19 protein-coding genes and 2 tRNA genes are annotated in these 20699 nt (G+C 38.1%); 12 read left to right on the top strand and 9 right to left on the bottom strand.

The annotated features are described in order from the left end of the window. Positions 1–59 precede the first annotated feature (59 nt). The 7 genes from RV15_RS01170 to gor all read left to right on the top strand — a co-directional run bounded on the left by RV15_RS01170 (position 60) and on the right by gor (position 7612). A tRNA-Arg gene (locus RV15_RS01170) sits at positions 60–133 on the top strand. Between the two features lie 84 nt (positions 134–217). Continuing rightward, a tRNA-Pro gene (locus tag RV15_RS01165) sits at positions 218–291 on the top strand. Positions 292–452: 161 nt separating this feature from the next. After that, positions 453–920, top strand: coding sequence for a CtsR family transcriptional regulator (locus RV15_RS01160; protein WP_071876220.1), 468 nt, complete (start codon positions 453–455; stop codon positions 918–920). 4 nt (positions 921–924) lie between these two features. Beyond that, positions 925–3414 (top strand): ATP-dependent Clp protease ATP-binding subunit, encoded by a 2490-nt coding sequence (locus RV15_RS01155; protein ID WP_071876219.1) that lies wholly within the window; start codon positions 925–927, stop codon positions 3412–3414. Between the two features lie 602 nt (positions 3415–4016). Further along, positions 4017–4937 carry a peptidase U32 family protein gene (locus RV15_RS01150; RefSeq protein ID WP_071876218.1) on the top strand — a complete coding sequence of 307 codons (921 nt, stop codon included), beginning with the start codon at positions 4017–4019 and terminating at the stop codon, positions 4935–4937. Positions 4938–4951: 14 nt separating this feature from the next. Next, a complete protein-coding gene (locus RV15_RS01145) occupies positions 4952–6193 on the top strand; it encodes a peptidase U32 family protein (protein WP_071876217.1) in 1242 nt (413 codons plus the stop codon). Positions 6194–6259: 66 nt separating this feature from the next. Continuing rightward, the gene (gene gor / locus RV15_RS01140) at positions 6260–7612 is read left to right on the top strand and encodes a glutathione-disulfide reductase (protein ID WP_071876216.1); all 1353 of its coding nucleotides are present in this window, start codon (positions 6260–6262) and stop codon (positions 7610–7612) included. A gap of 39 nt (positions 7613–7651) precedes the next feature. On the opposite strand, the gene RV15_RS01135 is transcribed toward gor, so the two are convergent. The 4 genes from RV15_RS01135 to RV15_RS01120 all read right to left on the bottom strand — a co-directional run bounded on the left by RV15_RS01135 (position 7652) and on the right by RV15_RS01120 (position 11673). After that, a complete protein-coding gene (locus RV15_RS01135) occupies positions 7652–8638 on the bottom strand; it encodes a polyprenyl synthetase family protein (RefSeq protein ID WP_071876215.1) in 987 nt (328 codons plus the stop codon). Positions 8639–8676: 38 nt separating this feature from the next. Then, on the bottom strand, positions 8677–9237 hold the full coding sequence (locus RV15_RS01130) for a Gx transporter family protein (protein WP_071876214.1): 561 nt from the start codon (positions 9235–9237) through the stop codon (positions 8677–8679). 15 nt (positions 9238–9252) lie between these two features. Continuing rightward, entirely contained in the window at positions 9253–9657 is a 405-nt protein-coding gene (locus RV15_RS01125) for a NusG domain II-containing protein (RefSeq protein ID WP_071876213.1), read from the bottom strand. Positions 9658–9765: 108 nt separating this feature from the next. Continuing rightward, positions 9766–11673: an NAD(P)/FAD-dependent oxidoreductase gene (locus RV15_RS01120; protein WP_071876212.1), complete on the bottom strand. Its 1908-nt coding sequence runs from the start codon at positions 11671–11673 to the stop codon at positions 9766–9768. Positions 11674–11939: 266 nt separating this feature from the next. On the opposite strand from RV15_RS01120, the gene pplA reads away from it, so the two are divergent. The 4 genes from pplA (at position 11940) to menA (ending at position 15239) form a co-directional block, all read left to right on the top strand. Further along, positions 11940–12869, top strand: a complete 930-nt coding sequence (gene pplA / locus RV15_RS01115) for an extracellular electron transfer flavoprotein PplA (RefSeq protein WP_071876211.1) — start codon at positions 11940–11942, stop codon at positions 12867–12869. 118 nt (positions 12870–12987) lie between these two features. Next, complete coding sequence (locus RV15_RS19030; protein ID WP_281246815.1) at positions 12988–13122, top strand: hypothetical protein; 135 nt, start codon at positions 12988–12990, stop codon at positions 13120–13122. Between the two features lie 72 nt (positions 13123–13194). After that, entirely contained in the window at positions 13195–14274 is a 1080-nt protein-coding gene (locus tag RV15_RS01110) for an FAD:protein FMN transferase (RefSeq protein WP_071876210.1), read from the top strand. Positions 14275–14285: 11 nt separating this feature from the next. Then, the gene (gene menA, locus RV15_RS01105) at positions 14286–15239 is read left to right on the top strand and encodes a 1,4-dihydroxy-2-naphthoate polyprenyltransferase (protein WP_071876209.1); all 954 of its coding nucleotides are present in this window, start codon (positions 14286–14288) and stop codon (positions 15237–15239) included. A gap of 83 nt (positions 15240–15322) precedes the next feature. Here menA and RV15_RS01100 read toward each other — a convergent pair whose 3' ends face one another. Together RV15_RS01100 and RV15_RS01095 are read right to left on the bottom strand one after the other, a co-directional pair. Further along, the gene (locus RV15_RS01100; protein ID WP_071876208.1) at positions 15323–16300 is read right to left on the bottom strand and encodes an LPXTG cell wall anchor domain-containing protein; all 978 of its coding nucleotides are present in this window, start codon (positions 16298–16300) and stop codon (positions 15323–15325) included. Between the two features lie 132 nt (positions 16301–16432). Further along, positions 16433–17419, bottom strand: coding sequence for a biotin--[acetyl-CoA-carboxylase] ligase (locus tag RV15_RS01095; protein ID WP_071876207.1), 987 nt, complete (start codon positions 17417–17419; stop codon positions 16433–16435). A 184-nt stretch (positions 17420–17603) separates the two neighbouring features. On the opposite strand from RV15_RS01095, the gene RV15_RS01090 reads away from it, so the two are divergent. Then, complete coding sequence (locus tag RV15_RS01090) at positions 17604–17816, top strand: zinc ribbon domain-containing protein (RefSeq protein ID WP_071876206.1); 213 nt, start codon at positions 17604–17606, stop codon at positions 17814–17816. Positions 17817–17886: 70 nt separating this feature from the next. Here the strand turns inward: RV15_RS01090 and RV15_RS01085 are convergent, their stop codons facing one another. From RV15_RS01085 to RV15_RS01075, 3 genes are all read right to left on the bottom strand, one after another. Continuing rightward, positions 17887–18690 (bottom strand): ABC transporter ATP-binding protein, encoded by an 804-nt coding sequence (locus tag RV15_RS01085; protein WP_071876205.1) that lies wholly within the window; start codon positions 18688–18690, stop codon positions 17887–17889. After that, a complete protein-coding gene (locus tag RV15_RS01080; RefSeq protein ID WP_071876204.1) occupies positions 18690–19640 on the bottom strand; it encodes an ABC transporter permease in 951 nt (316 codons plus the stop codon). Before RV15_RS01080 ends, RV15_RS01085 begins: the two co-directional genes overlap by 1 nt. A gap of 81 nt (positions 19641–19721) precedes the next feature. Continuing rightward, positions 19722–20699: an ABC transporter substrate-binding protein gene (locus RV15_RS01075; RefSeq protein ID WP_071876203.1), complete on the bottom strand. Its 978-nt coding sequence runs from the start codon at positions 20697–20699 to the stop codon at positions 19722–19724.

Below are 20699 nucleotides of genomic sequence, written 5' to 3'. Positions count from 1 at the left end.
CAGAATAGATGTTGGCAAGTACGAAGCAGATAAGATATCTGACTTTGATCCTTGTTTTAGCACCCATAGCTCAACTGGATAGAGTGCTTGACTACGAATCAAGAGGTTAGGGGTTCGACTCCCTTTGGGTGCATAGTTGAAATATTGACTGCGCTTTAGAAGGTAATGAAGTATTAGTTCCTTTTAAACGTTTAGTCTTTTTTTATTATTATAGCTACGGGAAGTAGCTCAGCTTGGTAGAGCACTTGGTTTGGGACCAAGGGGTCGCAGGTTCGAATCCTGTCTTCCCGATTTAAAGAACAGAGCAAATGCTCTGTTCTTTTTTCTTCTACTATTTAAATCTAAGAATAAATATTTATCTTTTCTTATCAAATCAGGCATTCCTCTTTATTAAACAGTTGAAGTTATGTATAATTAAGGTCAGTATTAGTCAAGGGAAAAGGATGAGTGTGATGAGTAATCAAAATACTTCAGATTTAATAGAAGCATATCTAAAGAAGATTCTTGAAGAAAGCAGTAAGATTGAGATTCGCAGAGCTGAAATGGCTCATTTGTTCAATTGTGTTCCTTCCCAGATTAATTATGTTATCAATACTCGTTTTACGATTCAACGAGGTTATTCGGTTGAGAGTAAGCGTGGAGGCGGTGGATATATTCGGATTGCCAAAGTACAAATTTCTGATAGTGATCAATTATTAAAACAAATTGCTCAGTTCACGGGTAATGAACTTTCAGAAAAAGATGCGTTGATTTTTGTACAGAAGTTATATGAAGAAGAAGTCATCACTAAAAGAGAAGGAAATCTGATGTTGTCTGTTCTTGGAAAATCAGTTTTAGGCAAAGCAGGATCAAATGAAGATTATTTACGTGCTCAATTGATGCATTCATTTTTAGAACGTTTGAGTTACGAGGAGGAATGATAATATGGATGAATTATTTACAGAAAGTGCCAAGGCGGTATTAGCTATTGCACAAGAAGAAGCAAAATATTTTAGGCATCAATCCGTGGGCTCAGAACATTTATTGTTAGCACTAGTTTTAGAGCCAAATGGAATTGCTGGGAAGTCATTACGCCAGTTGAACGCAGATAAAAATGATATTCGTGAAGAAATCGAACACTTAACTGGCTATGGAACTGTTAAGGCTTATCCTAAAGGTGCGTATTTACCTTATTCCCCTCGTGCAAAACAAATATTTGCTTATGCAGGTGATGAGGCAAAACGTTTAGGCGCACCAAATATTGGAACGGAACATATCTTATTAGGATTATTAAGAGATGAAGATATATTAGCTTCACGTATTTTATTGAATTTAGGTTTAAGTTTATCTAAGATGCGTCAGTTGCTGATGAAGAAAATAGGTATTACTGATCCGCAAATGAGTGGAAATGTAGGACGTCGTCGCAATAATCAAGCTCAAAAAGCTGCGCCGAAAGGAACACCAACGTTAGATTCATTAGCACGTGATTTAACGAAATTAGCCCGTGAAAAAGATCTTGATCCAGTTGTGGGACGTTCACAAGAGGTTAGACGTTTGATTCAAATTCTAAGTCGCCGTACAAAAAATAATCCAGTTTTAGTTGGCGAGCCTGGTGTCGGTAAAACGGCAATCGCTGAAGGTTTGGCACAAAAAATTGTGAACGGTGAAGTGCCTGAAGATATGCAGGAAAAACGCTTGATGATGTTAGATATGGGCGCTTTGGTAGCTGGTACTAAATATCGTGGAGAGTTTGAGGATCGATTAAAGAAAGTTATTGATGAAATATATCAAGATGGTGAAGTGATTTTGTTTATCGATGAATTGCATACCTTAATTGGTGCTGGCGGTGCTGAAGGGGCAATTGATGCATCGAATATTTTAAAACCAGCACTTGCAAGAGGAGAACTGCAAACAATCGGTGCAACAACTTTGGATGAGTATCAAAAATATATCGAAAAAGATTCTGCTTTGGAACGCCGTTTTGCCCGTGTGCAAGTTGATGAACCAACACCAGAAGAAGCCGAAGAAATTTTAAAAGGACTCCGTTCTCGTTATGAAGAACATCATGGTGTGGAAATCACAGATGACGCTCTGCATGCAGCAGTTCAATTATCTGTTCGTTATATCAATTCACGTCAATTACCGGATAAAGCCATCGATTTGATGGATGAGTCTTCAGCTAAAGTTCGTTTAGATTTAGCCGACGAACCTTCCGAAATTAATAATTTACGTGTTGAAATTGCTCGTTTAGTTCAAGAAAAAGAAGAAGCAATCCAATCGCAGTCATTTGAAAGCGCAGCGAGATTGCGTCAAAAAGAGAAAAAGCTAGTGCGTAAATTGGAAAATATTTTACTGTTAGAAGAAAAAGAAGCTTCAGGTTACGCTAATCGTGTAACAGAAGAAGATGTTGCTAACGTCGTTTCACAATGGACAGGCGTGCCGTTACAGCAGTTAGAGAAAAAAGAAAGCGAACGGTTACTTGAATTAGAAAGTATCTTACATCATCGAGTAGTTGGACAAGATGATGCCGTTCAAGCTGTATCACGTGCAATTCGTAGAGCCCGTAGTGGCTTGAAAGATCCAGACAGACCAATTGGTTCATTTATGTTCTTAGGACCGACAGGTGTAGGTAAGACAGAGCTTGCTAAAGCTTTAGCTGAAACAATGTTTGGTAGTGAAGATGCACTGGTTCGAGTGGATATGTCTGAATTTATGGAAAAATACAGCACCAGTCGTTTGATTGGTTCACCTCCAGGTTATGTGGGTTATGAAGAAGGTGGCCAATTGACTGAAAAAATTCGTCAAAAACCGTACTCTGTTATTTTATTAGATGAAGTAGAAAAAGCCCATCCAGATGTGTTCAATATCTTGTTACAAGTATTAGACGATGGACACTTAACTGATTCTAAAGGACGTAAAGTTGATTTTAGAAATACTATTTTGATCATGACATCAAATATTGGTGCAACTGCCATTCGTGATGAGAAGAATGTTGGCTTCAACGTACAAGACCTGACAAAAGATTACGGGGCAATGCAAAAACGAATCTTGGAAGAGTTGAAAAAAGCCTTCCGTCCAGAATTCTTGAATCGTGTGGATGAAACAGTCGTTTTCCGTTCATTGGACCAAGAAGAAATCCATGAAATCGTGAAAATCATGAGTAAATCCATCATGCAACGTTTGAGAGAGCAAGATGTGAACGTGAAAATCACTGCAGCTGCCATAGAAGTGATTGGAAAAGTTGGTTTTGATCCGGAATATGGTGCACGTCCAATCCGTAGAGCTTTACAAAAAGAAGTAGAGGATCGCTTAAGTGAAGCATTACTTTCTGGTCAGATCCATCTTGGGGATAAGGTAACGATTGGGGCAAGTAAGGGCAAGATAACTCTGAATGTCAAATCACCTAAACCAGAACAAGTATTACAAACAATTTAAGTCTAAATCAATAATTCGCTGTGCAAAACGAATCTGTTTTGTACAGCTTTTTTATTTTAATAAAAACTGAACTTGAGTAGGATTTTTGTGAAAAATAGGTGTTAAAATAAAGAGAGACTATTGGAAAGTTTGTGAACCTGTGCTACTATAAAACAGTTGTTAGAAGACTGTGTGGAAAGGCTCAAAGCATTATTTTTAATTGATATTGTTGGATACTGAACAAGTTAGTCTAGCTTTACGGGTTAGCCTTTCGGAAAAAAAGGTAAAATATGTCTGTGGCAAAAAATACCACATTCCATATTTCCTATTTTTCAGTCAAGGCTAAACGAAATTGCTACGCTTTTAAAATTATCCAGCTTCATGAACCAGCGTCTCGGAAAAAAGATAAAATTAGTCTGTGACTAAGACCGTCACATTCAAATTTTCCTATTTTTCGGTCGATGCTAAATGGGTTCATTCAGCTTTTAAATTATCTAGCTCCATGGGCTAGCTCTTCGGAAAAAAGATAAATATGGATGGTGGCAAAAAACACCACATTCCATATTTCCTATTTTTCAGTCAGAGCTGAACAAGCCCATTCAGCTTTTAAAGGAGGATACAAAATGATTGAACTTATTGCAACTGCTGAGTCTGTTGAACAGGCCGAGGCATTATTAGCAGTAGGGGTAGACACTTTATACATCGGAGAAGAGGCATTCGGGTTACGCTTGCCAGTATCGTTTTCTCGTGAGGAACAACGGGCTATTACCGAAAAAGCGCATGCAGCTGGTAAAAAAGTAACTGTCGCATTAAATGGGATCATGCATCCAGAAAAAATGAAGAAAGTCCCTGAATATTTGGCATTTTTAGAAGAAATTAACGTGGACCAGGTGACGGTCGGTGATCCTGGCGTTGTATTTGTGATGCAACGTGATGGAATCGATATTCCCTACATCTATGATGGAGAGACTTTGGTGACTAGTTCTCGCCAAATCAACTTTTGGGCCAAACGTGGAGCAATCGGTGCTATCTTAGCGCGTGAAGTGCCTTTTGAAGAAATGAAAGCAATGCAGGACAATTTGATGGTTCCAGCTGAAGTGCTTGTTTATGGAGCTACCTGTATTCATCAATCAAAACGACCATTATTGCAAAATTACTACAATTTTACTAAAAACGATGAATCAGCTAGTAGAGAACGTGGGCTGTTTATATCTGAACCTAAAAAAGAAGAAACCCATTACTCGATTTATGAAGATAGTCATGGCACACATATATTTGCGGACAATGATGTAAATTTAATTGGCGAACTAGATAAGCTTCATGAGCACAATTACGCAAAATGGAAACTTGATGGCATTTATACACCGGGGGAAAACTTTGTGAAAGTCGCTAAATTGTTCGTAGAAGCTAGAGAAAAACTAGAATCAGGTATTTGGTCCAGTGAGCAAGCACAAAAAGCAATTGAACAAATTGAGACCCTTCACCCAGAAAATCGTGGGTTAGATATCGGATTCTTTGATTTGGATCCAGACGAGATAAAATAAGGAGAAAAAAACACATGACAAACGAACGAACATTGAAGCGTCCTGAGGTCTTAGCACCAGCAGGGACGCTAGAAAAACTAAAAACAGCCATTCATTACGGTGCAGATGCAGTATATATTGGTGGAAATGCTTATGGGTTACGCAGCCGAGCAGGTAATTTCACAAAAGAAGATATGATCGAAGGCGTAGCATTCGCTAATGAGCATGGAGCAAAAGTTTATGTAGCAGCAAATATGGTCACTCATGAAGGCAATCAAGAAGGAGCAGGAGACTTTTTCAGAGAAATTCGCGATGTTGGTATTTCTGCAGTAATCGTTTCTGATCCGGCCTTGATTGAAATTTGTGCAGCAGAAGCGCCGGGCTTGCCGATCCATTTGTCTACACAAGCGTCAGCTACCAATTATGAAACATTAGAATTTTGGAAAAATGAGGGGCTGGAACGTGTTGTTTTAGCACGTGAAGTATCGATGGACGAAGTAGCAGAAATCCGTAAAAATACAGATGTTGAAATCGAAGCATTTATCCACGGAGCAATGTGTATTTCTTATTCTGGTAGATGCACGTTATCTAACCACATGTCGATGCGGGATGCGAACCGCGGCGGTTGTTCACAATCTTGCCGCTGGAAATATGAGCTTTATGATTTGCCTTTTGGCGCTGAACGTACAAACTTGACAGATAAAGGTGAAGTTGAAGAAGAATTTTCAATGAGTGCAGTCGATATGGCGATGATCCAGCATATTCCTGAGCTGATTCAAAACGGTGTTGATAGCTTTAAAATCGAAGGACGGATGAAATCTATTCATTATGTTTCAACTGTAGCAAATGTGTACAAAAAAGCAGTAGATACCTATATGGAAGATCCTGAAAATTATGAATGCAAACAAGAATGGATCGATGAACTCTGGAAAGTGGCACAAAGAGAACTTTCAACTGGTTTTTATTATCATGTACCGACAGACGAAGAACAATTATTTGGAGAACGTCGTAAAATTCCTCAATATAAGTTTATTGGGGAAGTGATGGCGTATGATCCTGAGACAAAAGTTGCAACAATTCGCCAGAGAAATCATTTTAGTGTAGGTGATGAAATTGAATTTTATGGTCCTGGGTTCAATCACTTCCATCAAACAGTAGAAGTTATGTATAATGAAGAGGGCGAATCGATCGATCGGGCACCAAATCCAATGATGATTTTAACGATGCCGGTTGTAGAACCAGTAGCAGTTGGCGATATGATTCGTAAGAAGAAATAAATAATTTGAGTGAGGGATTGGCTTTTAATAGCTTATCCCTTTCATTGCAGAAAGGATAAGTGAATAATGGTAAAACAATATGATTATATTGTAATTGGAGGCGGTAGTGGCGGAATTGCTTCTGCTAATCGTGCAGGTATGCATGGGGCTAAGGTTTTATTGATTGAAGCCGCAGATATTGGCGGAACGTGTGTCAATGTTGGCTGTGTGCCTAAAAAAGTAATGTGGCAAGCAAGTTCAATGATGGAAATGATGAAGCGTGATACAGAAGGATATGGATTTGACGTAGATGTGAAAGCATTTAGTTTTAACAAACTCGTTCAAAATCGTGAAACCTACATCAGTAACTTACATGCAGCCTATCACCGCGGATTAGATAGTAACAAAGTAGAAGTTTTATCTGAATATGCAACATTTATTGATGATCACACAATCGAAGCAGGTGGCGAAATTTACACAGCACCACATATTTTGATTGCGACTGGCGGACGTCCCAAAAAGTTGGGCATTCCTGGTGAAGAATATGCGATAGATTCTAATGGCTTTTTTGCTTTAGAAGAACTGCCGAAGCGAGTTGTATTTGTCGGTGCAGGTTATATAGCGGCCGAACTTGCTGGAACGATCCATGGTTTAGGTGCTGAAACGCATTGGGCATTTAGAAAAGAGCGTCCATTACGAGAATTTGATGAAATGCTTTCTGAAAAAGTCGTTGAGCATTATATTGAAGATGGTATGCATGTTTATCCGCATTCAACACCTCGTTCGATTGAGAAGTTTGAATCTGGAGAGCTAATGATCACCTTTGAAAATGGGACTAAAATTACAGCGGATAGTATTGTGTTTGGAACTGGACGACAACCTAATACTGATACTTTAGGTTTAGAAAATACTCATATTGAGTTAACAGATAAAGGCTACGTAAAAGTTGATAAATTCCAAAATACAACGCAATCTGGCGTATATGCTGTTGGCGATGTCATCGGTAAAATAGATTTGACTCCTGTGGCCATTGCAGCAGGAAGAAGGCTATCAGAACGTTTATTCAATGGGAAAGAAAACGAGCACTTGGACTATGAAACAATTCCTACTGTGGTCTTTACACATCCGCCAGTTGCGACAGTCGGATTAACTGAAGCTGCCGCAGAAGAAAAATATGGCGATGAGAATATCAAGATTTATCAATCAAGTTTTACGCCAATGTATTTTGCACTAGGAGAATATCGTCAAAAGTGCGATATGAAATTAGTGTGTGTTGGTGAAGAGGAGAAAATCGTTGGACTTCACGGGATCGGTTTAGGTGTGGATGAAATGCTGCAAGGATTTGCAGTAGCTATCAAAATGGGCGCTACGAAGAAGGACTTTGATAATACAGTAGCGATTCATCCGACAGGATCAGAAGAATTTGTAACAATGAGATAAAAAATAAGGATAAAACGCTAGCCGTTTTATCCTTATTTTTTAATTTGTGCGAGCAAGGATTGCTTGTGTGATCACGAGCAACTGATTTTTAGCATCTGTAGATGTTTCAGGCAACTTGTTGATCCCTTTTAACGCTTGTTGGGTATACTTTTCAGCAAGTTTTTGTGCTTTAGCAACTCCGTTGAAGGAGTGGACAAGTTCATAGACTTTATTTGTTTCGGTATCTGTTAGCGCCTCGCCTTTTTCAAGATAAGGAAGTAAAGCCTCACGTCCTTCTTCTAAAGCATATAAGAGCGGCAGTGAATAGATACCTTGTCGGACATCCTCTAACACTGGTTTGCCGATTTGTTCAGGTGTTTGTGTGTAATCTAAAACATCATCGATAATTTGAAAGGCAATACCAATATTTTCTCCGATTTTCCCGCAGTTTTTAGCAAAACGTTCTGAAGTTCCACTTTCGTAAGCTCCTACAAAACAGCTAAGTGAAAAAAGTTCAGCCGTTTTTCCAGAAATATTTTCAAGGTATTGATTGATCGTCATCTCAAGATTGTAGCGGTTATCCATTTGGCCTAATTCACCGCTCAATATTTTTTCCATACTTCTGGAATTCAGCTGGATACTTTTTAAAGAAGAAGAGTAGTCAGCTAATAGTTTAAAACAGCTGACAAACAAATAGTCACCAGCGTAGACAGCGGTACTATTGCCAAATTGAGAACGAATCGTAGGTAGACTGCGTCTGATATCTGCATCATCTACAATATCATCATGAATCAAAGTTGCGGTATGCAATAATTCAATAGCAGCAGCTAACGCAACAGCTTTTTTTGGCTCTCTTTTTTCTCCGAATTGTGAAAATAAAAGTTGATACGCTGGCCGTAAAAGTTTGCCGCCGGAATGAATCATCGATAAGACAGCCTCTTCAACGTCTTTGTTTTTTAAATTGACACTATTTTCCATCAGCATTAGCGTGTTGTTCAATTCTTTAGCTAATTCAGGATATGTTTTCCACATTGGATGAATGTTCATAAAATGACTCCTTTATTATACTCGGTCAGACTAAAATGTTACTGAAAATATTGGCTCCATTTTTGGTTTGAGGTACGCTCATAATTTAATTGAAACTGCTGCATAGTGCGCACATGACGCAATAGATAATTGGCAGTGATACCTATAGCAGTACCAGAAAGAATACCGAAAAAAGATAGAAATGGTAGATAGGACATCATTAACCAGGATTGGGAAAAGAAGCACATGGCTAGTAACTGACCTACATTATGTAAAAAACCACCGGCTGCACTGATTCCGATAATACTGACACGCTTTGGACCTAACTGTTTGAGTGTAAGCATGCCAAAATAACTAAGGAAAGCACCGCAGACACTAAAAGCTAAAGTCATGATTGTTCCACCCAAAAAAGTAGTTAGCGCCAAACGCATACAAACTAAAAGAAAACTTTCTCTTTTTCTCATTGTAAAAATAGCGATGATCGTAATTAAATTTGCTAGGCCTAATTTGGTACCAGGGGCAAATGAGAAGGGAGAAGGAATCATATTTTCAATCAAGCCTAAAACAAGGCCTTGGGCTACCAACATGGATATATAGATATCTTTTTGTGTTTTACTCATAGTTTTCGGCTTTGTTTAATAAATTAAACTGCCATCCTCACTCCCATCAGAAGCTTCAATTATGATAAATAAATTGTGGGGCAGACAAGCAATCGGCGTTTCACCCGCTTTTGATTTCCAGCCTTGTTGGACACAGATCTGATCACCGCAGTTTGTTTCTACGATCCGAATTTTATCACCTTTTACCTCAATTAAATTATAATCACCATCAGAAGCTTCGTATTTATATGTATAGGTTGGTCCGTCTTCAACTAGATCAAAGACTTTGATTACTTCTCCATCTACTTTCAATACGGCTGTGTTCCCAGGTTGATGGCTAAAAACAACAAGGGGCAAGAAAGAACTGATGATCAATAGTAGAATAATGGCGATATCCCATGGTCTTAAATAACTTTTATTAATAAATTCTTTAAAATCCAACTCTTTCCTCTCCTTTGTAGTTTTTAGTTTAATATATTCTATCATAATGAGAAAAGAAAGTTCTAGGAGTAAACCTAGAACTCTCTTAGATTTTTACTATAAACGTAATTATTTACTGCCGTATCTAGATTTAGGTGTACCATACCACCATTTACCTAATGTACGTTGTACCCAAGGGATAACCCAGCGGTCTAAACCAAGTGCACGTCCAGAGCCGTTCATTAAAGCAAAGGCTACGAAGATAAACCAAATATTTACCCAGTAGAACATACCTGATAGACAGAAAGCAATCGTTAAACCAATTGTAGCGGCACTACTTAACCAAGTGAATAATCCAGCGATCAAGGCTAAAGCGATCAACACTTCAACGATCGTCATGAATTTTTGCATGAACAAAGCAACTTCTTGGTTTGGCATCATGAATTTCATCACACTTTCAAACCACTTAGGCATATGATCGAAGACTTGCATTGGTTCTTCACCATAAGCATAGCTTAAACCAAATTGAGCGGCTTTAGCTGTTGTTTCAGTCGCTTCGGCTCCGCCACCTGCTGCAGATGCACCTGTTGTTACCTGTTCTTGTAACCATGGGAATGGGAATGCTACTTTATCAGTGAACCATGAACCATCACCAAACCAAGTACTTGGTTTTAAGTAATCGCCAGTTCCGACAATTTTCTTCATAGATTCGACTAACCAAACCATACCATAGAATACACGTAATGGAACACTCCATAAAACATTACCATAACGAGATGAATGTCCGCGTGTTACGTTGCGGTCATCTTTAATATGGAAGAACTCATGCATAATATATTGGAACATGTAATAACCAGAACGGATATCAAAGAAATATTTCAAGTTAACGATGTGTTTCATAATGATTGCTAAGAAACCGCTAAGATGAATTTTATCAAATAAGTTTGCCACGCCCCATTTAGCGCCGACAGAAACCATGAATCCTTGATAATTTCCTTTAAATTTGTGTTTTTCACTGCCTTTGATGTCAGCTACAATATTTGCAGCAGCTGTGTGACCAGTTTGTTCAGCAGCTTGAACGATTTGTGGTGTTGGTGTTTCAGGGAATTCTTCGTAATACACCAAGTCACCAACGATATAAATGTTTTTATCTTCATATCCTTTGGCTTGCATAAATTCATTTGCAATCAAACGATTGCCACGAGCTGATTCTAAACCGAAGTCAGCAGCATCAGAAGTTGCTTTAACACCAGCAGTCCAGATCAATGTGTGCGTTGGAACTGTCGAACCATCTTTTAATTTGATATGATCTGCAGCTACTTCAACGATCGGTGCATTAAGCAATAATTTCACATTTTTCTTCTCTAAATAACGTTCAGCTTTGGCTGCGTCATTACGAGATAACATGTTTAAGATTGTCGGCATTGCTTCAACGACCATTAATGTAAATTCATTAGGGTCAAGTTTGAAGTCTTTTGCAAGACGATCTTTCCAGTCGATCAGTTCGCCGACCATTTCGATACCAGTAAATCCTGAACCACAGACAACAAATGTCAGCATTGCTTTACGAACTTCTGGATCAGGTTCGATTGCTGCTTTTTCAACTGTTTCCAAGATATGTTCACGAATTTTCAGAGAGTTTTCAAAAGACCACAGAGTAAATCCATGTTCTTTAACTCCAGGGGTACCAAAGTCATTTGGTTCGCCACCCATACCGATGATCAATTGGTCAAATTCATAAGAACCTAACTTCGTTTGAACGACTTTTTTGTCTTTGTCGATACCAGTTACAGTGTCTGTTACAAGAGTAACGTTCTTTTTGCGTGAGAATAAACGTTGCAGGTCATATTGGATCGCAGAAGGTTCAACACGTCCTCCAGCTACTTCATGCAACTCAGTCATCATGGTGTGGTAAGAATGACGATCAATTAAAGTAATCTCAACGTCAGAATCTTTTTTCAATTTTTTTGCTAAAAATTTAGTAGCTGAAACTCCAGCATAACCAGCTCCCACAACGACAATTTTTTGCTTTGTCATTGATAATCCGCTCCTTAAAAAAATAAAATAGAAAATGATAATAATTACACAATCGATTTCATTATATAGCGATTTATAGGTTTTGTCTAATAACAATTCTTAAATATAGGAAATAAATTTTTATTATTAAAAAAGCGTGAAAAATGGGTAAAATTTTGTCTTTCTTTTATAACTTTAATTGACATACTTGTAATTTTCTATAGAATGTAAATTATATCACAAACAAATTTTGTGGAATGTTTAAGAAAAGGAAAAGGTGAACAAAAATGAAAATGAACAAAATTGTAAAGGGCTTCACAGCTATCGCACTGTCATCTCTTTTATTAGCAGCATGTGGATCAGATCAAAAGAAAGATACAGCAAAATCATCTGACTCAAGCACTGCAACATCAAAAACAGCTGAATCTTCTAAAGCAACAGAAAAAGAAGCGGGTGCAGATTTACAAGATGGTACGTATAAATTAGAAGAAAAAAATGAATCAAACGGTTACCGTGCAACATTTGAAATGACTGTTAAAGACGGTAAAATCACTGAATCTAACTATGACAATATCAATGCTGATGGCAAATCAAAAGCAGATGATAAAGACTACAACAAAAATATGAAAGACAAATCAGGTGTAGGTCCAGATGAATACATCAAAGAATTAAACGAGTCTTTTGTTAAAGCACAAAGCGCTGACGGTGTAGAAGTTGTAACTGGTGCGACTCACTCTAGTGAATCATTCCAAAACTATGCACAACAATTGATCCAAGCGGCTCAAGCTGGAGACACTAAAACAATCGAAATCGACAATGGTGCTGACCTTAAAGATGGTACGTATTCATTGAAAGAAAAAAATAATTCAAATGGCTACCACACTGAATTTTCAATCGTTGTTAAAGATGGCAAAGTAACTGAATCTAACTACGATAACGTGAATGATGAAGGCAAATCTAAAAAAGATGACGCTGACTACAACAAAAACATGAAAGACAAATCAGGCGTAGGTCCAGCTGAATACATTAAAACATTGAACGAAGAATTAGTTAAAGCAATGAATGAAGAAGACGGCTCAGCTGCAAATGTTGAAGTAGTAACAGGCGCAACTCACAGCTCTCACTCATTCGTAATGTATGCAGAACAACTAGTTAATGCTGCTGAAAAAGGCAGCACTGACGAAATCGTTGTAGACAACATCGTAATGAAAAAATAATTTTTCACATAAATAAAACAAAAAATATATACGTGCAGAATTCAGAGAGATCTCTGAATTCTGCTTTTTGCTGTGAATCACCACGACTGGCTCTGCCAGAGTGGATGATGAACAGTACTTGGCGACCAGAGGGAGAGAAGTAACCGTGCAAAGAATCACCACGACTGGCTCTGCCAGAGTGGATGATGAACAGTACTTGGCGACCGAAGGGAGAAAAGTGACCATTTTTACTAAATCACCTCACAAAAAATAGAAAACCCTTCCCATTCACGAAAAAAAGCGCTACTATAAATAAGACAATTTTCTATGTAGAAAGAGGGATATGATGAAAAACAAAAAATCATTAGTTATCTTAATAGCTGTACTATTTTTAGTCATTTTAGCAGGATGCAACTCCAAAGCGAAAACAGAAGAGTCAAAAATTAATAAGGAGCCTTACACAGATCAACAATCACTGCTAGGGACCTACGTGCAAGTAAGAATATATGACGACGGTAAAAAAGATGTGCTAGAAAAAGCTTTTGCCAGAGTCAAAGAATTAGGCAACAAAATCACGGTTAATGAAAAAGGATCAGAGGTCGATGAAATTAACGAACAGGCAGGAATCAAACCAGTCAAAGTTTCCGATGATATTTATCCATTACTGAAACGTGCATATGAGTACAGCGAGGATTCTGCTGGCGGTTTTGATATGGCCATTGGACCAATCACACAATTATGGCATATTGGCTTTGATGATGCCCGCAAACCTTCACAAGAAGAAATCGACCAAGCTTTAAAATTAGTTGATTACCATAAAGTGAAACTAAATGATGAAGATCAAACAGTCTATCTTGAAGAAAAAGGTATGCAGCTTGATTTAGGGGCGATTGCCAAAGGGTTTATCACGGATGAAGTCGTTAAAGTGTTAAAAGACAACGGTGTAACGACTGCAATCGTCGATTTAGGCGGAAATGTTTATGTGCTGGGGCATAGTCCTCGTGGCAAGGATATGGATTGGAATGTAGGAATCCAAGATCCAAACAAAGCACGTAATACAGTGGTTGGAACGGTCCAAGAGAGTAATAAAACCTTGGTAACTTCCGGCATCTATGAGCGCTTTTTAGAAGTAGATGGAAAAAGCTATCATCATTTATTCGATCCGAAAACGGGTTATCCTTTTGACAATGATATTGCTGGTGTAACGGTAATCACAAATAAATCGATCGATGGAGATGGGCTATCAACAGCGGTCTTTGCTATGGGCGTCAAAAAAGGCTTAGAATATGCTGAAGGGCTGAAAGATGTTGATGTGATTTTTGTTACTAAAGATGATCAGGTATTTGTGAGTAAAGATATTGAAAAAGTTTTTGAGTTAGGAAAAGATTCAGGTTACACGATGGGTGATCGTAAAGACCTGAAATAAGGAGAACGGATATGTCGTTGAAAGTATTTTTGCAAGTTGTGGAAATTCAGACGAAATTAGCGAGTCTATTTCCCTTTGCAGTTGGGGTACTATTTTCTATTGCGTACTTTAATCAGTTTCAAATAGGGTACACAGTATTGTTTTTTATTGGGATGCTGGTTTTTGATATGGCAACAACTGCAATCAATAATTATATGGATTTTAAAAAAGCCAAGTCTGAAGTGTATAAATATGAAGAGAATATTATAGGTAGTTCTGGAATCGCACCAACACTCGTTAGAAATATGATTTTTGGAATGATTGCTTTTTCAGCAGTTATTGGTATCTTTTTAACGGTCAAAACGGGTTGGCTATTCTTAGTGATGGGCGGTGTGTGCTGTTTTATTGGTATATTTTACACATTTGGGCCGATTCCGCTTTCTCGAATGCCTTTAGGTGAAGTGTTTAGTGGATTTACCATGGGACTGGGAATTTTTGCGATGACGATTTATTTAAATGTTCAAGAAAATCGCCCATTTTACTTATTGTTGGATTGGCAGCGAGGAACATTTGCTTTGACAGGGAATTTGTGGGCAGTACTCGCAATTATTTGGGCCTCTTTACCGATGGTCTTTACGATTGCGAATATCATGCTGGCAAATAATTTGAGAGATTTAGATACAGATATTGAAAATCATCGTTATACGTTGGTTTACTACATTGGTCGGGAGCATGGAGTGGTTTTATTCCAAATGTTGATGCTAGCGTGCTACGCAGTTGTTTTACTTGGATTACCGTTTGGCGTATATCGCTGGCCGATTTTGACCGTTTTTGTATCATTACCAGTTGTTTGGAAAAATCTTCAGCTATTCAAAAAAGAATTGCCACAGCCTAAAAGCTTTGGTTATTCGATAAAAAACTTGATGGCATTTAACGGAAGTTATTTAGTAGGTTTATTGCTAACGATTATTTTAGAAAAAATATAAATAAAAAGAAGGAAGCAGTAACCAACAACGACTCTGCTTTCTTCTTTTTTTACGATCTATTTTAACAACCCTTTTTTCAAAAACTACTTTTTATCCTTTTTACTTTTAATAAATAGAAATAGCACAGCTAGTAAAATAATAGCAATTCCGGCAATTGAAAAGTAAACATTTTTCTTTTCTCCTGTGTTTGGGAATAAGCCCTTTTTCTGCTCTTCTTTTTTCTCGGGAGCGGACTCTGAACTTTTAACAGGTGTAGATGTGTCTGTTGTTGCAGATGCACCAGCAAATGTTTTATCGTTTAATGTGTAGACAGGTGAATAGTCGCTAGTTTCACTGTTAAAAGCAAAGAAACTGTAATTGTCTTGGTAAGGAAGTGTAAAGTAACCTTCAGCATCTGTTGAAACAGGATTATTTAGATCAACAAATTGATAAAATCCTGTTATGTTTGCAGGTACTGAATTATAGCTAGCAGTATTGTCTCCGTAGATAAGAACGTTACTTGCTGGCACGCCATCTACTGATAATACTTTTCCTTTAACTTGTTTGTTATCAGAATCGTAAGAAATAAACTGGATATTGTAAGCTGGTGCAGTTTTTACTACCGTATACGCCATATTTAGAGTGACTTCTTGTTTTTCTCCTTCATCTTCTTCCCAAGGATAAAGCATGAAACTAACCTTGACTAAATTTTTTCCTAAATTTTTTGTTGAAGCATCTTCTAACAGTTTGAGATCTCTAAAGGCAGCACCGTGATAACCTCCATCTTGGTAGAGCATTTCAGCCGTCACTTTTTCTCCTTGAAATACAACGAGTGTTGTGTTGATAAGATCACCATACATATTTCCAATTGTGTTGGATGTTTCAGAGGAACTTGAATCTAAAGTGGAAGAAGAACTACTGTCTACAGTTTTTTCATTATTTTTTTCTGTATCCTGTGTTGAAGCTGAGGTTGAAGAGCTTTCAACTTTTGAATCTTCAGTCGTAGATAGTGTTTCCTCAGCAAAGCTTGTGATTGGTAGAGCAAACGATAATGCAACCAAACAAAAAACTATTTTTTTCATAAATATTCTCCTTTTGTAATATTTGTATCATTCGCAATACAAATGTAACGTAAGTGAAATATTTAGCAAATAGTTGTAAGAAAAAATTCTTTTTTCTTAAGGAATTCTTAATAACTTTGTTTGGCAAGTGGTTTAAATCGTCGGATTTATGTTACTCAGGCTGATTTCTCCTGAAGAGAGTACTTTTTCTGTTTTGTCATGAAGTTGAACTATCAATTCGCCATGATCGTTGATAGCTGTGGCGATTCCTTCATAGTCGGTTCCCGCTTGTGTAAATGAAACTGTCTTGCCAAGTACAAAAGATTTTTGGCGGTATTCTTCTAAGAAAGCTTGTTCAGGGATTTGATTTAGTATAGTGTAAAATTGATTCCAAATTGCTCCAATCAATTCGTTTCTTGTAACAGTTGGTTCAGCTTCTGGAAATAGAGAGGTCGCTTTTTCTCTTATGTCCTTAGGGAATTCATTTTGTTTCACAGAAAAATTAATACCCATGCCGATAATAACATTTGAGATTTGCCCAGATTCAACATCACTCATGGCTTCTGATAAAATACCGCAGACTTTTTTTCCGTTGAGATAGATGTCGTTGACCCATTTAATCTCGGTTTGGACCTTGATCAAATCATCCATTGCACGAGTGATTGCGACAGCCATGATTACAGTATATTGCGCCATTTCCTCGAAATTTTGATTAGGCCTTAATAGCATGCTCATGTAGATACCGCTGCCAGCTTTTGAAAAGAAAGGACGGCCAAATCGTCCTTTTGGGGCTTCTTGGATATCTGCTACGATCAATGTGTTATTTGGTTCACCGTTGATTGCTGCTAGCTTAGCGTCTTTCATTGTAGACTCTGAGGAGTTTAAAACCGTGATTGAAAGATTAGGCGTTGCCGGCTCTAAAGCCAAACGAATCCCCTCTGCGGATAAAACATCTGATTTATCATAGCAGTATCCTTTGTTGCGGCTGCTGGAAATAATGTGTCCTTCTTTTTTTAATTCATTGATTGCTTTCCAAATGGCAGTTCGAGATAAAGAAAGTTTCTGCGCCATTTCTTCACCTGAAATAAACGCTGGTGCTTGTTTCATTAATAAGGTTAACACCTGGCTTTTTGTAGACATAACATCCGCTCCTTTATAGTAATTTCATTGTAGCTGATGAATAGAGCGAGGGTCAACCACAATACGACTGGAAGAGGAGGGGAAAATCCTTCTTAGGATGTATGATTTCTTTTGAGAAACTTGTTATACTTGTGTGGTAGGAATGAACGATGATCGTTAGAATTAGAGAGATGGAGTGGGAAATATGGAAAAGCAACAATACGTTTGTGATAAATGTGGCAACATGCATTATATATCAGATCAGTTTCAAGCCACAGGAGGAAACTTTTCAAAGATCTTTGATATTCAAAATAAAAAATTTATCACAGTCAGCTGTACGAGATGCGGATTTACGGAATTATACCGTGGGCAAACATCAGATGGTTGGAATGTTTTAGACTTTTTAATGGGTGGTTAATAACTGCTTAAATAAATGAAAAGAAGGTGAGGCAAAAGTATTTTTTACTTTTGCCTCACCTTCTTTGTGTTTAAACTAATAATAGTTGATCGTCTTTTAATTCAGCGCCGCTATTTTGATGGAACATTTCCATCAATTCATTAACAGTTAAATCTTTTTTCTGATCAGCAGGTACATCTACCACGACTTGCCCTTGATGAAGCATGATCAGGCGATTGCCGTAACGAATCGCATCTTCCATGTCATGTGTCACCATAAATGCGGTTAAATTTTGTTCCTGAATCAATTTTTCAGTCAGTTCCATGACCGTGATCGATGTTTTAGGGTCAAGTGCTGCGGTATGTTCGTCTAATAAAATCAACTCGGGACGAATCAAGGTAGCCATGAGTAACGTGATTGCCTGACGTTGTCCACCAGATAACAAACCGATTTCCGCGCCTAGACGATTCTCTAGTCCTAAATTCAAACTAGCTAATTGTTCTTTGAAGAAACTACGGTCATTTTTGCGAACACCATTTCCTAAACCACGTTTTTTCCCTCGTTTCATGGCTAGAGCCATGTTTTCTTCTACAGTTAAACGAACAGCAGTCCCCATCTTAGGATCTTGGAACACGCGGCTGATTTGTTTTGAGCGGGCGACAACACGTTGCTTGGTGATATCTTTGTTATTTAAGGTTAGGTGACCTTCTTCAATAGGTAAAGTACCAGCTATGCTATTGAGTAAAGTAGACTTTCCGGCACCATTACCGCCGATGATCGTAATGAATTCACCTTGGTTGATCGTCAAATCAATGCCTTTTAGCACATGATTTTCGTTGACTGTGCCGCGTTCGAAATAGTGATGTAAGTTTTTAATTGTTAGTACAGGCTGCATCAATTTATCCCTCCTTTACGTTTTCTTAGTTTAGAAAAGCCTAATTTTTTTTGAATCAGTGGTGAAGATAGACAGATGACTAAAATGATTGCTGAAAATAATTTTAAATCAGCTGGATCAACACGCAGTTCTAAGACACAGGCAAGAATAAAGCGGTAAAGAATGGCTCCGATCACGATCGTGATTAGGCGTAGGCCAAGTGATTTATTTTTAAAGAGAACTTCTGCGATGATGATTGAAGCAAGTCCGATCACGATCGTTCCGATACCAGAATTCAAATCAGCGAAGTTGTTGTTTTGAACAAGTAAAGCACCGGATAAAGCAATACAACCGTTAGAAAGCATATAGCCAATAATTTTCATATTGTCCGTTTTGATCCCGTTGGCTTCACTCATATCAAGGTTGTCTCCAGTTGCCCGTGTTGCTAATCCAATTTCTGTTTTAAAGAATAAGACAAGTAGGACGATGACTAACAGTACGATGATCAAACCAACGAGGATAGTACTGTTGATTTTAGTCAATCCTAGTGACTGAGCATGAGAGAAAATCGAATCGGTACCGATCAAAGAAATATTTGGAGCGCCCATGATACGTGAGTTGATGCTATAAAGACCCGTCATAGTGATGATCCCTGCTAACAAAGCGGGGATTTTTAATTTTGTGTGTAAAAGTCCGGACACAAGACCTGCCAACATACCAGCAATAAAAGCAATGATCAATGCCACGATCGGCGCTATCATATAATGAATGTCAAATAAGGACTGGAGCGGTGTGGGCCAAGTAGTAGGATCTTTTGCTAAAATAACTGCGGCTACAGCGCCACCTAAAGGAAAGCTCCCTTCAGTGGTCAAGTCCGCAATATCTAAAATACGGTAAGTGAGAAAGACTCCAATGGCGAGTAAGGACCAAAGAAGACCTTGAGAGGTTGAGGATAGTAATATGTCTAACAATAAAATCAGCTTCTTTCAATAATATTTATGTAGAGGTTGAGAAAAAAGTGAGTTACTTTTTTCTCAACGTTTATTTAGGAATTAAGGTGCCTTGATAGCATCAGGATCGATATCTAGTGCTTGTGCCATCTCTTTGTTTACGAACAGCTCTAAATCTTTCGCTTTTTCAACAGGCATGTCCTCTGGTTTTGCTTCGCCTTTTAGAATTTTTGCGGCCATTGCGCCAGTTTGTTTACCTAGTGATTTATAATCGATTCCCACAGTTGCTAGACCGCCTTCTTCGACTTGTTCAATCGAACCTGCGATAACAGGAGTTTTGTGTTCTTTCGCTACCTCACCGATAACAGCCGCCGCAGAAGCAAACGTATTGTCTGTTGGGATATAGATTGCGTCAACATCTTTCGCTAAACTTGTAGTAACCTGTTGCACATCGTTTGTTGAATTAGCTGTCAGAACTTTGGTTTTGACCCCGGCCTCTTTCAACGCTTTTTCAGCCATATCTGCTTGGATTTTAGAATTTGCTTCACCAGCGTTATACATAATACCGACTGTTTTTGCATCGGGGACGATCGTCAATAATAAATCAATCTGTTTATCGATCGGTACAATATCGGTTGTTCCAGTTACGTTACCGCCAGGCTTTTCATCGGATTGAACTAATTTAGCGCTGACTAAGTCAGTAACGGCTGTAACTAAAATTGGAATATCAGTTGTTTCATTCAATAATGATTGAGCAGCAGGTGTTGCGATACCTAATAACAAGTCTGGTTTTTCTTTGACCAATTTTTCGCTCATGCTTTTTAGTTGAGCTTGATCATTTTGGGCATTGCTGTATTCGATTGTTAGGTTTTCGCCATCTTTGAAGCCATTATCTGCTAAACCTTCTTTAAAGCCTTCAAAAGCAGCATCTAATGAGCCGTGTTGGACGGGCTGTAAAACACCGATTTTCTTGTTGTCACTGTTTGATCCATCGTTTGCTTCTTTGCTATTGCCGCACGCGCCAAGTGTTAATAGTGCGACTGCTGATATAATACTTAGTCCTACTAGTTTCTTTTTCAT

This window comes from Enterococcus silesiacus (assembly GCF_001886225.1).
In the GTDB taxonomy this organism is placed as follows: Bacteria; Bacillota; Bacilli; order Lactobacillales; family Enterococcaceae; genus Enterococcus_L; species Enterococcus_L silesiacus.
This window is presented reverse-complemented; position numbering and strand designations above follow the sequence as displayed.

Coding starts and splice junctions, on each gene's coding strand:
- pplA (WP_071876211.1), top strand. CDS start 11,940: ATGAAAATGAACAAAATTGTAAAGGGCTTCACAGCTATCGCACTGTCA.
- RV15_RS01110 (WP_071876210.1), top strand. CDS start 13,195: ATGAAAAACAAAAAATCATTAGTTATCTTAATAGCTGTACTATTTTTA.
- gor (WP_071876216.1), top strand. CDS start 6,260: ATGGTAAAACAATATGATTATATTGTAATTGGAGGCGGTAGTGGCGGA.
- RV15_RS01155 (WP_071876219.1), top strand. CDS start 925: ATGGATGAATTATTTACAGAAAGTGCCAAGGCGGTATTAGCTATTGCA.
- RV15_RS01090 (WP_071876206.1), top strand. CDS start 17,604: ATGGAAAAGCAACAATACGTTTGTGATAAATGTGGCAACATGCATTAT.
- RV15_RS01150 (WP_071876218.1), top strand. CDS start 4,017: ATGATTGAACTTATTGCAACTGCTGAGTCTGTTGAACAGGCCGAGGCA.
- RV15_RS01075 (WP_071876203.1), bottom strand. CDS start 20,699: ATGAAAAAGAAACTAGTAGGACTAAGTATTATATCAGCAGTCGCACTA.
- RV15_RS01145 (WP_071876217.1), top strand. CDS start 4,952: ATGACAAACGAACGAACATTGAAGCGTCCTGAGGTCTTAGCACCAGCA.
- RV15_RS01100 (WP_071876208.1), bottom strand. CDS start 16,300: ATGAAAAAAATAGTTTTTTGTTTGGTTGCATTATCGTTTGCTCTACCA.
- RV15_RS01120 (WP_071876212.1), bottom strand. CDS start 11,673: ATGACAAAGCAAAAAATTGTCGTTGTGGGAGCTGGTTATGCTGGAGTT.
- menA (WP_071876209.1), top strand. CDS start 14,286: ATGTCGTTGAAAGTATTTTTGCAAGTTGTGGAAATTCAGACGAAATTA.
- RV15_RS01085 (WP_071876205.1), bottom strand. CDS start 18,690: ATGCAGCCTGTACTAACAATTAAAAACTTACATCACTATTTCGAACGC.
- RV15_RS01135 (WP_071876215.1), bottom strand. CDS start 8,638: ATGAACATTCATCCAATGTGGAAAACATATCCTGAATTAGCTAAAGAA.
- RV15_RS01160 (WP_071876220.1), top strand. CDS start 453: ATGAGTAATCAAAATACTTCAGATTTAATAGAAGCATATCTAAAGAAG.
- RV15_RS01095 (WP_071876207.1), bottom strand. CDS start 17,419: ATGTCTACAAAAAGCCAGGTGTTAACCTTATTAATGAAACAAGCACCA.
- RV15_RS01130 (WP_071876214.1), bottom strand. CDS start 9,237: ATGAGTAAAACACAAAAAGATATCTATATATCCATGTTGGTAGCCCAA.